10 protein-coding genes are annotated in these 13,303 nt (G+C 72.1%); 4 read left to right on the top strand and 6 right to left on the bottom strand.

The annotated features are described in order from the left end of the window. Positions 1-21: 21 nt before the first annotated feature. On the bottom strand, positions 22-642 hold the full coding sequence (locus tag ACGFNI_RS24695) for an L-threonylcarbamoyladenylate synthase (RefSeq protein ID WP_393686811.1): 621 nt from the start codon (positions 640-642) through the stop codon (positions 22-24). Between the two features lie 88 nt (positions 643-730). After that, positions 731-1,309 (bottom strand): TetR/AcrR family transcriptional regulator, encoded by a 579-nt coding sequence (locus tag ACGFNI_RS24690; RefSeq protein WP_393686810.1) that lies wholly within the window; start codon positions 1,307-1,309, stop codon positions 731-733. 354 nt (positions 1,310-1,663) lie between these two features. Between ACGFNI_RS24690 and ACGFNI_RS24685 the strand changes: the two genes are divergently transcribed. The 4 genes from ACGFNI_RS24685 to ACGFNI_RS24670 all read left to right on the top strand — a co-directional run bounded on the left by ACGFNI_RS24685 (position 1,664) and on the right by ACGFNI_RS24670 (position 6,606). Beyond that, on the top strand, positions 1,664-2,257 hold the full coding sequence (locus ACGFNI_RS24685; protein WP_393686809.1) for a (2Fe-2S)-binding protein: 594 nt from the start codon (positions 1,664-1,666) through the stop codon (positions 2,255-2,257). After that, entirely contained in the window at positions 2,254-3,246 is a 993-nt protein-coding gene (locus tag ACGFNI_RS24680; RefSeq protein WP_393686808.1) for an FAD binding domain-containing protein, read from the top strand. Before ACGFNI_RS24685 ends, ACGFNI_RS24680 begins: the two co-directional genes overlap by 4 nt. After that, positions 3,243-5,369: a xanthine dehydrogenase family protein molybdopterin-binding subunit gene (locus tag ACGFNI_RS24675; RefSeq protein ID WP_393686807.1), complete on the top strand. Its 2,127-nt coding sequence runs from the start codon at positions 3,243-3,245 to the stop codon at positions 5,367-5,369. The genes ACGFNI_RS24680 and ACGFNI_RS24675 overlap by 4 nt, the downstream gene beginning before the upstream one ends. A 79-nt stretch (positions 5,370-5,448) precedes the next feature. Further along, positions 5,449-6,606, top strand: coding sequence for an XdhC family protein (locus ACGFNI_RS24670; RefSeq protein WP_393686806.1), 1,158 nt, complete (start codon positions 5,449-5,451; stop codon positions 6,604-6,606). 56 nt (positions 6,607-6,662) lie between these two features. Here the strand turns inward: ACGFNI_RS24670 and ACGFNI_RS24665 are convergent, their stop codons facing one another. From ACGFNI_RS24665 to ACGFNI_RS24650, 4 genes are all read right to left on the bottom strand, one after another. Then, positions 6,663-7,241 carry a LuxR C-terminal-related transcriptional regulator gene (locus ACGFNI_RS24665; RefSeq protein ID WP_393686805.1) on the bottom strand — a complete coding sequence of 193 codons (579 nt, stop codon included), beginning with the start codon at positions 7,239-7,241 and terminating at the stop codon, positions 6,663-6,665. A gap of 371 nt (positions 7,242-7,612) precedes the next feature. Continuing rightward, positions 7,613-8,500: a TIGR03621 family F420-dependent LLM class oxidoreductase gene (locus ACGFNI_RS24660; RefSeq protein ID WP_393686804.1), complete on the bottom strand. Its 888-nt coding sequence runs from the start codon at positions 8,498-8,500 to the stop codon at positions 7,613-7,615. After that, entirely contained in the window at positions 8,500-11,598 is a 3,099-nt protein-coding gene (locus ACGFNI_RS24655; RefSeq protein ID WP_393686803.1) for a condensation domain-containing protein, read from the bottom strand. The genes ACGFNI_RS24660 and ACGFNI_RS24655 overlap by 1 nt, the downstream gene beginning before the upstream one ends. A gap of 48 nt (positions 11,599-11,646) precedes the next feature. After that, positions 11,647-13,263, bottom strand: a complete 1,617-nt coding sequence (locus tag ACGFNI_RS24650; protein ID WP_393686802.1) for an amino acid adenylation domain-containing protein — start codon at positions 13,261-13,263, stop codon at positions 11,647-11,649. Positions 13,264-13,303 lie beyond the last annotated feature (40 nt).

Below are 13,303 nucleotides of genomic sequence, written 5' to 3'. Positions count from 1 at the left end.
CGGCGCCCCGGGACAGGGCGGCTACTCGAACCGCGAGGTGTCGCCCGCTCCCCGGCGTACGATCTCGGCCTCGTCGCCGGAGAAGTCGATGACGGTGGTCGGCTCGGTGCCGCAGTCGCCCGAGTCGACCACGGCGTCCACGACGTGCTCAAGCCGTTCCTTGATCTCCCAGCCCTGCGTCAGCGGCTCGTCCTCGTCGGGCAGCAGCAGGGTGCTGGAGAGCAGCGGCTCGCCGAGTTCGGCGAGCAGGGCCTGGGCGACGACGTGGTCCGGGATCCGGACGCCGACCGTCTTCTTCTTGGGGTGCAGCAGCTTGCGCGGCACCTCCTTCGTCGCGGGCAGGATGAAGGTGTAACTGCCGGGTGTCGCCGCCTTGATGGCGCGGAACACGTCGTTGTCGACGTGCACGAACTGGCCGAGCTGCGCGAAGTTCTGGCACACCAGGGTGAAGTGGTGGCGATCGTCGAGATTGCGGATCGAGCGGATCCGGTCGATGCCGTCGCGGCTGCCCAGCCGGCATCCCAGCGCGAAGCAGGAGTCCGTGGGATACGCGACGAGCGCGCCGGAACGGATGCTGTCCGCCACTGTGCTGATGGTGCGCCGCTGAGGGTTCTCGGGGTGCACGTCGAAATACTTCGCCATCCGTCGACCCTACGTGATGGGCGCCCGGCACACGGGCCGCGCGGGCGCCGTCGGCGGGGCCGTGCGCCGGGTTCTCTGAGGGGTGGGGTCAGGGGCCGGGGGCGCCGGTGCGCAGGCCGTCCATGACGAGGGTGATGAGGCGTCCGGCGCGGTGCTGCCACGGGCCGTGCGGGTCGATCTGCCACAGTCCTGCGATGGCGAGCAGGAAGTCGTCGGGGGTCACTCCTGGCCTGATGGTGCCGGCCTCCTCGTTCGCCTGGAGGAGGAGGGTGATGGCGGCGGTCACCGGGCCGTGGCCGAGTGCGGCCAGGCAGCCGTGTGCGCTGGTGGCCCGGCGCATCGCGTCGGCCAGGCCGGCCTTGGCCATGGCGTACTGGGCGAGGCGGTCCATCCACTCCCGCAGGGCCTGGTCGGGCGTCCGGGTCGCCAGCAGCTGGGATGCGGCGTCGGCCACCTGCTGGACTTCGTAGCGGTAGACCTCCAGGACGAGGGCCTCGCGGTGGGGGAAGTTGCGGTAGAACGTGGCCTGGCCGACGCCTGCCCGCTTCGCGATGGCGCTGAGGGGGACGTCGGCCGAGCGGGTCAGTTCCGCGAGCGCCGCCTCCAGGATGCGCTCGCGGTTGCGCTGGGCGTCCGAGCGCAGCGGCGCGTCTTTCCTCGGTGGCACTCGTCCTCCTTCCGGGATCCGGGAATCCACGGATGGGCCGATCTTGCTAACCGGACACCTGTCCAGTAAGTTTCACACTAACGGACAGCTATCCGCTTGGATCCACCATAATGGCAGAAGCGGACGGTGCGGACGGCCTGGCGACCGATCGCCCGGATCGGCCCACACCGTCGGAACCGAGGCTTCCGCCGTCCCGCACAGCGCCCGCTCCCCCGAAATGTCTGCCGGAATCAGCACTTCCGCGTTCCCGCGCTCCGACGCCACAGAACGTGCGGCTTCCCGGTTGACTACGTCGGCGACAGGGCTCAGGCTCCGACCCGCACCGCGCCTCATATACGCGAAAGAAGGCTGATCATGGCCCTATCGACGTCCAGCGCCATCACCTTGCACATCAACGGCGAGAAGCACTCGCTGCCGGTCGACCACCGCACCACCCTGCTCGACGCGCTGCGCGAGCGCCTCGACCTGACGGGCACCAAGAAGGGCTGCGACCACGGCCAGTGCGGCGCCTGCACGGTGCTGCTCGACGGGCGCCGGGCCGTCTCCTGCCTCCAGCTCGCGGTGGCCGCCGAAGGGCGGGCGGTCACCACCATCGAGGGCGTGGCGGACGGCGACCGGCTGCACCCGGTGCAGGAAGCATTCCTCGACCTCGACGGCTACCAGTGCGGCTACTGCACGCCTGGGCAGGTCTGTTCGGCCCTCGCGGTGATCGAGGAGCACGCGGCGGGCTGGCCGAGCGCGGTGACCGCCGACGTGTCGCCGGAGGCAGGTCCGCCGGAGCTGACCGCGGAGGAGATCCGCGAGCGGATGAGCGGCAACCTGTGCCGCTGCGGGGCCTACGTGTCGATCGTGCAGGCGGTCGCGCGGGGGGCAGCCGCCACGCAGGAGGCCAACGCACCGGATTCCGGCGGCACTTCGCACGCGGCGGACGCGGCGGTGTCGGCATGAGGGAGTTCGGCTACCAGCGCGCGTCCGACGTACCCGGTGCCGTCGCCCTGCTCGGCGCCGACCCCGACGCGCGTGCCCTGGGCGGTGGCACCAACCTCGTCGACCTGATGAAGACCGGGGTGGAGCGGCCGGCGCAGCTCGTCGACATCCGGGAACTGCCGCTCGACCGGATCGAGGAGACGGCGGACGGCGGTCTGCGCATCGGCGCGACCATCACCAACAGCGATCTCGCCGCCCACCCCGAAGTGCGGCGCCGCTACCCGGCGTTGGCGCAGGCGGTGCTGGCCGGGGCATCGGGCCAGCTGCGCAACATGGCCACCGTCGGCGGGAATCTGCTCCAGCGCACCCGCTGCGGCTACTTCACCGATGTGGCCCAGCCGTGCAACAAGCGCTCCCCCGGCAGCGGTTGCCCGGCCATCGACGGCGAGCACCACAACCACGCGATCCTCGGGGCATCGGCGCACTGTGTGGCCGTTCACCCCTCGGACATGGGGGTGGCGCTCGCCGCCTTCGACGCCGTCGTGCAGTACGAAACGGCGGACGGGCCCGGCGAGTTGGCGCTTGCGGAGTTCTACCTTCCGGTGGGTGACACGCCGCATCTGGAGACCGCGCTGCCGCCGGGCGCGCTGATCACCGGGCTCACCCTGCCGCCGGCCCAGGTCGCCGCCGCCTCCCGCTACCGCAAGGTACGCGAACGCGCGTCGTACGCCTTCGCCATCGGCTCGATCGCCGCGGCCCTGGACGTGCGGGACGGTGTCGTGCACGAGGTGCGCCTCGCCTTCGGGGCGGTCGCGTCCCGGCCGTGGCGGGCCCGGCAGGCCGAGCGGGCGCTGACCGGCGGTCCGGCGACCGCCGATGCGTTCGGCGCCGCCGCCGACGCGGAGCTGGCGGCTGCCGCGACGCTCCCCCACAACGGATACAAGGTCACGCTGATGCGCAATCTCGTGGTGGCCGTACTGACCGAACTCGCCGAGGAGGACGCCCGATGACCACGGTGACGACCGCAACCACCGGCGCCGCGGGGGCCGTCGGCGCCGCGCGCACCCGCCTGGAGGGCCGGGACAAGGTCACCGGCGCCGCGCGCTACGCGGGCGAGGTCCCGTTCGCCGAACTCGCCCACGGCTGGCTGGTGCTGTCCACCATCGCCCGCGGGCGAATCCGCTCCGTGGAGACCGCGCCCGTCCTGGAGATGCCCGGCGTCCTCACCGTCCTGCATCACGGGAACGCGCCGCGCGTCGACGGGGACTACACGGGCCTGCTGGGACGGCCCGACCCGGTCACCCAGGTCTTCCAGCACGACCGGGTGCCGTACGCGGGCTGGCCGGTGGCGCTGGTGGTGGCGGAGACGTCCGAGCAGGCGCGGGAGGCCGCCGATGCGCTGGTCGTGGAGTACGACGAGGAGCCGCACGACGTGGCGTTCGCCGCCGGGCGGCCCGGCACGTACACGCCGGACCCGGAGACGGACAAGGGGGACCTGGAGGCCGAACTCGCCGCGTCCGCCGCGGTCGTGGACGAGGAGTACACCACGCCCGAGGAGCACCACAGCGCGATGGAGCCGCACGCGGCGATGGCACGCTGGGACAGCGGACGCCTCGAAGTCGTCGACTCGAACCAGGGCAGCGGGTGGGTGTCGGACGAGCTGGCGAAGCTGTTCTCCCTCGACCCGGGCTCGGTCCGGGTGCGTTCCGAGCACGTCGGCGGCGCTTTCGGGGCGAAGGGGATCCGGCCGCACCAGGTGTGCGCGGTGATGGCGGCGACCGTCCTGCACCGCCCGGTCCGCGTCGTTCTGACGCGACGTCAGACCTTTTCGCTGGTCGGCTACCGCAGTCCCACCGCGCAGCGGGTCAGGCTCGGCGCCGACGCCGACGGGCGGCTGCGCGCTCTCGACCACCAGGCTCTGAGCGTCACGTCGACGGTGCATGAATTCCTTGAGCGGAGCGCCGATCCGGGGCGGGTGATGTACGACGCCGACGCGCACCACACCGCCAACCGCGTGGTACGGATCGACGTGCCGACACCGACCTTCATGCGGGCGCCGGGTGAGGCGCCAGGTTCGTTCGCGCTGGAGTCGGCGCTGGACGAACTCGCCGAGAAGTGCGGCATCGATCCGATCGCGCTGCGCGCCCGCAACGAACCGGCCGCGGGGCCGGTGTCAGGGCTGCCGTTCAGCAGCCGCAATCTGCTCGCCTGCTTCGAGAAGGGTGCCGCCAGGTTCGGCTGGGCGCAGCGGGATCCGCGTCCCGGTATCCGCCGCGAGGGGCGCTGGCTGCTCGGCACCGGGACGGCCGCCGCGACGTTCCCGTCGGGGGTCGCTCCGTCCACGGCGTCCGTGACGGCGGAGGCGGACGGCGACTTCACGGTGCGGATCGCCGCGGCTGACGTCGGGACCGGGGCGCGGACGGCGTTGACCCTGATCGCCGCGGACGCCCTGGAGGTGGCTCCGGAACGCATCCGCATGAAGATCGCGGACAGCGATTTCGGTCCCGCGTGGGTCGCCGGCGGCTCGATGGGCACCCGTTCCTGGGGCTGGGCGGTGGCCACCGCGGCGGCCGACCTGCGGGAGCAACTGGCCCTGGGCGGCGGCATTCCGCCGCAGGGGATCACGGTCAGGTCCGACACCGCAGAGGCCGTCCAGGCGCTGGCGCAGAAGGAGCGGCATTCCTTCGGGGCGCAGTTCGCCGAGGTCGCGGTGGACGTCACCAGCGGTGAGGTACGCGTGCGGCGGATGCTCGGCGTCTTCGCGGCCGGACGTATCGTCAATCCGCTGACCGCGCGCAGCCAGCTCATCGGCGGCATGATCTGGGGACTCTCCATGGCCTTGCACGAGGAGGCGGTCCGCGACCAGGCGTCGGGCGGGCACGTCGGCGCGGACCTCGCGGGGTATCACTTCGCCGCGAACGCCGATGTGCCGCCCATCGAGGCGGACTGGGTGGACGACCCGGATCCGGACGACCCGGTCGGGATCAAGGGTGTCGGTGAGGTCGGGATCGTCGGGGCGGCGGCGGCCATCGCCAACGCGGTCTGGCATGCGACCGGTGTGCGGCACCGGAATCTGCCGATCCGGCCCGACCGCATCCTTCAGGCGGGTACCGCGGCCCACGGGGCCGGCTGAGCACGGGTACCCGGGGTTCCGCCGCCCTCGTCCGCCGTACACCCGCCCGCACCGGGCCGTGAAGCAGGAGGAGACCGAAATGCTGGACATCGCCGATGAGTTGGCCCGGTGGGTGGCACAGGGCCGGGACTTCGCCGTCGCCACCGTGGTGGCCGTCGGCGGCAGCGCGCCGCGCAGCCCCGGCGCCGCCCTCGCCGTCGACGGCGAGGGCACGGTCATCGGCTCGGTCTCCGGCGGCTGTGTGGAGGGGGCGGTGTACGACCTGTGCGTCCAGGCCCTGGAGGACGGCGGGACGGTCGTCGAGCGGTTCGGCTACAGCGACGAGGACGCCTTCGCGGTGGGCCTCACCTGTGGCGGGGTCATCGACATTCTGGTCACGCCGGTGGGTGCGCAGGCACCGGTGAGACAGGTGCTGGCCGCGGCGCTGCCGGCCGCCGCCCGCGGGGAGGCGGCGGCTCTGGCCCGGGTGACCGAGGGGCCGGCCGAACTGCTCGGCCGTGCCCTGCTCGTGCGGACCGACGGCTCGTACGAGGGCGGGTTCGGCGGGGATCCGGAGCTGGATCTGGCGGCGGCGGGTGAGAGCCGGGCGCTGCTGGCGGCGGGGCGCACCGGTACGTGTGCCGTGTCGGAGAACGGGACGCGCTGCGGGGTGGCGCTGACGCTGTTCGTCGAGTCGAGCGTGCCGCCGCCCCGCATGATCGTTTTCGGTGCGGTCGACTTCACGGCGGCGCTGGTGCGCACCGGCGTGTTCCTCGGCTATCGCGTGACGGTGTGCGACGCGCGGCCCGTGTTCGCCACCCGGGCCCGTTTCCCCGAGGCCGACGAGGTCGTGGTCGACTGGCCGCACCGCTATCTCCAGCGCACCGATACGGACTCCCGCACGGTGCTGTGTGTGCTCACCCACGACGCCAAGTTCGACATTCCGTTGCTGACGGCGGCGCTGCGGATGCCGGTCGCCTTCGTCGGCGCGATGGGGTCGCGCCGCACGCACGAGGACCGGGTCAGGCTGCTCGCCGATGCGGGGGTCACCGCCGATGAATTGGCCGGGCTCCGCTCGCCGATCGGTCTCGATCTCGGCGCCCGTACGCCGGAGGAGACCGCCCTGTCCATCGCGGCCGAGATCATCGCGGCCCGGCAGGGCGGTACCGGCGCTCCGCTGACCGGGTCGCGGACGCCGATCCACCCCGATGTGCACGGGCGGGGGCCCGGCGCGGGCGGGGCGCACGCGGCGGCGTGAGGCGGTGTGGCCGGATGGGCTGAAGGGCCCCGGTGTGCGGGGCCCTTCGCCGTTTTCTACAGCACTCCGGTGCGGAGTGCGAAGGCGACCGCGTGGGTGCGGTTGCGGAGGTTGTGGCGGGCCACGAGTTGGTGGATGACGTTCTTGATGGTGCGTTCCGAGCAGCCGATCTTGCTCGCCACCTCTTTCGTGTTGAGACCGTCGGCGAGCAGCCTGAGCACTTCGACCTCTCTGGCCCCCAGCCCCGCGACGTTGAGTCCGTGCGGGATGAGCGCGTGGTCCCTGATCGCCTCGATCTGGCTGATGAGGCGTTGCTGAATGCCGTCCCCCGCTTTCGTGCGACCGCGTACGGCGGTCACGACGGCGCGCACGATGGCGTTGAAGCTGCTCTTGCGCCGGTACAGGAGGCTGACCAGTCCGAGGCTGATCGCGCGCAGCATGGAATGCTCCGGGAACTCGTTGGCGACGAGGATGACGGGCAGCCTGCGCCCGTCGCCGCTGTTCTCGCGGTGCACACGCTCCACCCGCGTCAGCATGTTCGCGGTCACTTCGTTGGCGAGTACCAGCAGTACGTCGGCGTTGTCGCGCGAGTCCAGGGAGAGCGGGGCGATCTCTTCGTATGAGGTTAAGCGCATGATGGCCCCCTCCTCGGTTATGGGGTCATCTGCGAGCACGGCTACGGTAATCGGCTTTCTCAAGGAATCCCCTTTTGGGCACCCTGCGCAATGGGTCCGCCCATCCCAATGGGAGAACGTTCCCCTACACAGAGCTGTGCGATGCCACACAGGGATAACGGCGCGTATGGACATTACCCCTGCACTCCCCGGGCATGCACGGATCATGTGGTCGCGCTCAATGTAACCCGATGGATTCCCGCATTACTTGGAAAGCGACATAAGTCTCCCCCGCCGGATGGCAGTTCAGGCAATCTATTTTCAGCCAGTCCCTGCCGGGTGCGACGCCGGGGGGTTGACGCGCCGCGCCCCCGGCACCGCCCCCTCGGTGATCACTCCCCGGCGAGAGATTCGACCACCTGTGCGAATTCCGTCATGGCCGATTCATGCACGCTAATGTAGGAAAAACCGTAGCGATCACGCCGTTCTCGCAGTTGGTCCGTGATCTCCTTCACAGAGCCGAGCAGCACCGTCGGCGTGTCGGCTATCTGCGCGGCCGTCAGGTGCGGCATCCGACGGCGCAGCGCCTCCACCGCCTCGTCCCGGCGCGGGGTCACCGACACGGCCTGGACCAGGATGTTCCGCTCGATCTGCGACCCGCGTTCGCCCGCGACGGACGCGAAACGGTCGACCCGTTCCGCGACCGTCTCGCCGTCCAGCAGCTCCAACGCGCCCCGCGTGGCGCCGCGTTTGAGCACGGCGCCGGTGAACGCGACGACATCGGCATGGCGCGCGGCGAGACCCAGGACGCGGTTGCCGTTGCCGCCGATGACCAGGGGCGGCCGGGAAGACGGTTGGGTATCGCCCAGTTCGCGGGGATTGTCCAGGAGCCGGGTCACTTCGGTGACGGTCTCCTCCAGCCGGTCCACCCGGGTTCCGGCCGTGCCCCAGCTCACGCCGGCTTTGTCGAACTCTGAACGCACATAGCCGGTCCCGAGCCCCACTTCGAGGCGCCGATCGGTGAGCCGGTCCGTCGTCCTGACCTCACGGGCCAGCAGAACCGGGTTCCAGAACGCACTGTTGAGGACAAAAGTAGCCACCCGTATGTGCTCGGTCACCGCCGCCGCCGCGACCAGCGCGGGGAACGGGGCCTGCACGCCGAGGTGGTCAGGAACCGTCAGGACGTCGTATCCGAGCGATTCCGCGGCCCGGCATTTTTCCGTCCATTCCTGATGCCCCGTCGCGGAATTCAGGTTTACCCCGAACCGAAATTTCCTCATCAGTTCACTCCGTTCCTTCGCGGCGATTCACAAGGCGCCATGGTGAATACCTGATCCGGCAGCAGGGCCCCGAATCGGTGGAGTACCGCGGCGAGATCACCGGCCAGCTCACCGGCGTCGGCGGCGCGGATACGGTCGCCGCGGTACGCCAGCGATCCCCGCACCGCCGAGCCGCTTTCCGCGAACGTGACGGTGAGCGGGAACTTACTGGTTTCGGTGCGCTGCGCGACGAAATCCACCGGTGTCAGCACGGCGTCGCCGAGCGTCCCCGCCCAGTGCGTCAGGCTGACGCTGTTCAGCAGCACGTCGGCGTACGGCGTGTGCCCCGGCGACCTCGCGGGACGCAGGCCGCGCACCACGTCGTCGAAGGAGGCCGCGCGGTGCTCGAAGGCGCCGATGATCTCTTCCCGCAGGGTCCGCAGCAGCCCGCCGAGCGTCGTGTCACGGGCGCAACGGGAGCGCAGCACCAGGGTGTTCAGGCACGGTCCTATGACGTCGTCGAACGCGGAGCCGCCGCGGTTCGCGACCGGGATGCCGAAGGTGAGGTCGGTGCGCCCGGTCCACCGGTGCAGGGCCGCGGCGACCGCGGTCGCCTGGATCATGAAGGCCGATGCCCGCTCGGCGCGCTGGACGGCGAGCAGTTCCCGCGCCGCCCCGTCCGGGATCCGCAGCCCGATGTTGCCCGCAGGCTCGGGAGAGCGGGGCGCGGACAGGCCGAGCGAACTGGGGGCGCCCGCCAGCCGGTCGCACCAGTACGCCAGGTCGGCGGCGGCCCTGGACTCCTGTTGCTCGGCCGCCACCAGGTCGCGGTACTGGTGGCGGGGCGCCGGTGGCAGCGCCTCCCCCGCGCCCGCCGCCGCGTAGCAGCGCTCCAGCTCCCGTACGAGATGCGGCACCGACTCGCCGTCGAGCACGAGGTGGTGGACGCACAGGGAGAGCACCTGGCGGCGCGGGGCCGTGGTGAACAGCGCGGCGCGCAGCAGCCGCCCGTCCGCCGGCACCAGGTCGCCGGCCGCCTCGTCAGCCCAGTGCCGAAGGCGCTGGTCCTGGGCGGCTGCGGTCATCCCGGTGAGGTCCGTGTGGTCCGCCTCCGGGGTCCACGGCACGGCCACATCCTGGTAGAGGCGGCCGTCGCGGTCGACGAAGCGGGTACGCAGGATCTCGTGCCGGGAGACCAGCAGCGCCAGCGCGCGGCGCAGCCTCGCCGGGTCCAGCTCGCCGGCCACCTCCCAGGACAGCGGCACGTGGTACGTCGCGTGGACCGGGTCCAGGCGCTGCGCCAGCCAGATGCTCTCCTGAAAGCCGGATGCCGGGAGCGGGCCGCCGGGTTCGGGGCGGGCCGCGGGGGCGTCGTCCGGGCCCTCAGGTGCGGGGGCCTGGCCACCGTCGATGAGGCGCACCAGCTCGCCGAAGCCGGGGTGCGAGAAGAGTTCGCGCAGCGAAGGCTCGGTGCCGAAGCGGCGGCCGATACGGGTCAGCAGTGTGGTGGCGAGCAGCGAATGGCCGCCCATTTCGAAGAAGGAGTCATCGGCCGACGCCACCGGTACGCCCAGTACCTGGTGCCAGATCTCGGCGAGCGCGACGGCGGTGGGCGAGGTGAGGGGCGAGGGCGCGGCGGCCTGCGGGAGGGGCGCGCCGGGTTCCGGTGCGGCGGCGCGCATCCCCTGGCCTGCGGCGGCCGTCTCGTCCGGGGTCGGGACGCTGACCGCGGGCAGCCGCGCCTGGCCGTCGGCGAGGGTGCCGTACGGGGCGGCGACCATGTCGGCGACGACGGCCAGGTGGTCGCGTGCCAGCGACGTGAGCAGGTCGGGGGCGACGGTGCCGTGCGGGTCCTTCCACAGCATCCGGCTGCCCCTGCCGTCCTCGGCGAGCAGGACGGTCAGCCGGTGGTCCGCCACGTCGGTCAGGTCCCGCAGGCTCAGCTCGGCCCGCGCGTCGCCGCCCGCGAACTCCATCCGGGTCACGTCGGCGCCGTCCTGTGTGCTGTCGCCCGTGTGGTGCCCGAACTGGAGGTACTGGAAGACGACCTGGTGGGTGCGGTCCCGGTCGTCCGGCGCCGACAGGCCAGCCGCGCGCAGGATCGCCGACTGCGGCAGGTCGCCGTGTCCGGTGCCTTCCCGCACCTGGGCGCGCAGGCCGGTCAGCAGGTCGGCGTAGGTCCGGTCGCCGGGGAGCCGTTCCCGGAACGGCAGGACGTTGACGAAGAAGCCGATCCGGCGGGCGAGGGCGGGGTCGGACCGTCCGTGGTAGGGCGCCGAGACGATGAGATCGTCGGCGGCGGTGTGCCGGTGCAGGGTCACGAAGAGGGCCGCGAACATGACCGTGAAGTAGGTGACGCCCAGCTCGGCGGCCAGCTTCCGTACGCGAATGACGAGTTCCGGGTCGATGGGGCACGGCAGCTGCTGGTGGCCGCCCTGGTCCGACCGCACCGGCAGCGGACGGGCCGGCGGCGGGTCGGCCAGCGCCGTGCGCCAGTACTCCCGGTGCGGTGCGCCGCCGTCCCCGAGTGCCAGTTCCCAGGAGCGCCGGGCGTGGGCGATGACGGGACGCGGGTCGTCCGGCCCTTCGAGGGGGTGCCCGGCGTAGGCGCGGCGCAGCTCTTCGCAGAGGAAGGGGATCGACGCGCCGTCCAGGACCAGGTGGTGGACGGTCAGCAGGAACACGGTGAAGTCCGGGCCGCGCAGCACCTCAGCCCGCGCCAGCGGCCCGCGGTGCAGGTCGAAGGGGGTGCAGGCCGCCACGACTGCCGCGTCGCGGTCGCCGTCGACGGTGCGGAAGGCGAACGGTACGGGGTCCGTACCCGCCCAGGTCAGGCGGGTGCCGGTGGGGGCGCGGTCGACGCGGGCGCGCAGCAGCGGGTGCCGCCTGGTCAGCTCGGCGACGGCGGCCCGCAGGCGCTCGGTGTCCAGGTCGCCGGTGACGTCCATGGCCAGCGGGATGAGGTGTTCCCGCTGGTCGGGGTCGCGCTCCCAGGAGATCCACATGGCCTCCTGCACGGCGGAGAGCGGCAGCGCGTCGCCGGGCGCGGCCCAGCCGGTGCGGCGCGGGGCCGACCGGTCGCCGCTCGGGCCTGCCACGGCTTGTCCAGGCTCAGCCACGGGTCCTCCAGGCGTGGGATCTCGGGGTGCGGGGGCTTGGGGCGCGGGTCATGACAGCTGCTCGGCGAGGGCGCGCTTGTCGGTCTTCCCCGAAGGGCTCAGCGGCAGTTCGGGCACGGATACGAAGCGGCGGGGCACCATGTAGGCGGGCAGCGCGGCGCGGGCGCGGGCCGCGAGGCGTTCGGCCAGGTCGTCCCCGGTGCCGGACGCGTCGGTCACCGGTGCGTAGAAGGCGGTGAGCATGCGTTCGCCGATGCGGCTGGTGACCGGCACGACCACGAGGTCCTTGACGCCTTCGGTGGTGCGCAGCGCGGCCTCGATCTCGCTGGTCTCGATGCGGTAGCCGTTGATCTTCACCTGGTCGTCGGCGCGGCCCGCGAACTCCCACGAGCCGTCCGGGAGTGCCAGCGCCAGGTCACCGCTGCGGTAGTAGCGCCGTGCGGTGCCGGTGCCCGCCACGTCGAGCAGCGGGTAGCGCTCGTCGGTCAGCTCCGGCCTGCCCAGGTAGCCGATGGCCAACTGGTCTCCGGCGAGGCAGAGTTCGCCGATGCGCCCGGGAGGGGTCCGGCCGCCCCACTCGTCGAGCAGTTCCACGTCGAGGCCGTCGAGCGGACGGCCGATGTTGAGTTCCGGGTCGGCGCTCGCGCGGGGCGGCGCGGCCGGGTCGGCCGGGGCAAGACCCGCGCGGGCGCCGGCGGACGGCGCGTCGGTCTCGGACTCGGGCAGCCGCCGGTAGGTGGCGAACACCGTGGTCTCGGTGATGCCGTACATGTTGAAGAACTCGGCCCGCCTGCCGTGGACTTCGCGCCAGCCGCGCACCGCTTCGAGGTCGACGGGCTCGCCGCCGAAGATGACGTACCGCAGCGGCAGGTCCGCTCCCCCGCCGGCCGCAGGCTCGCGGGCCACCGCCGAGCGGGAGAGGTAACGGAACACCGAGGGCACCTGGTTGAGTACGGTGACGCGCTCGGCCACGATGAGGTCGAGGAAGGCTTCGGGTGAGCGGGCGACATCGGCGGGCACCACGACAAGGCGGGCACCGTGCGACAGCGCGCCCCACATCTCCCAGACGGAGAAGTCGAAGCAGGGCGAGTGGAAGAGCGTCCACACGTCGTCGCCGCGCAGCTCGAAGACCTGGTCGCAGGCGGCCAGCAGCGCCGTGACGTTCCGGTGGGAGACCTCGACGCCCTTGGGGTTGCCGCTCGATCCGGAGGTGTAGATGACGTAGGCGGGCATGCCGGGGGTGACCTGCACCCGGCCCGGTTCGAGGGGCGGGTGGGCGCGCACCGCTTCGCCGACGGTGACGACGGTGGCGTCGGGCAGTGCGTCGGCGGTGTCCTGGTCGGCCAGCACCAGGTCGAGGGAGGCGTCCTGCGCCATGTACCGCACCCGGTCGGCCGGGTAGGAGGGGTCCAGCGGTACGTAGGAGCAGCCGGCCTTCAGTACCGCGATCACCGCGGCCACCACGTCGTTCCCGCGCCGCAGGTAGAGGCCGATGCGGGAGCCGGGTGCGGGCGCGTGCGGCAGGATGGCGGACGCCAGCCGGGCGGCGCGGTCGTTCAGTTGGGCGTAGGTCAGGGTCTCCTGGCCGTCCGACACGGCGGGCGCGTCAGGGGTGCGCGCCGCCTGTTCTTCGAATATCCGGTGAAGACAGAGCTGTGACAGCACGTGCTGCTCTCCTCCTCGTGAGGGCTGGGCGGACGGGTGC

The sequence above is a fragment of the Streptomyces sp. NPDC048644 genome, assembly GCF_043199105.1.
Taxonomy (GTDB): domain Bacteria; phylum Actinomycetota; class Actinomycetes; order Streptomycetales; family Streptomycetaceae; genus Streptomyces.
Note: the sequence above shows the minus strand (reverse complement) of the source record. Positions and strands in the feature narration are given on the sequence as shown.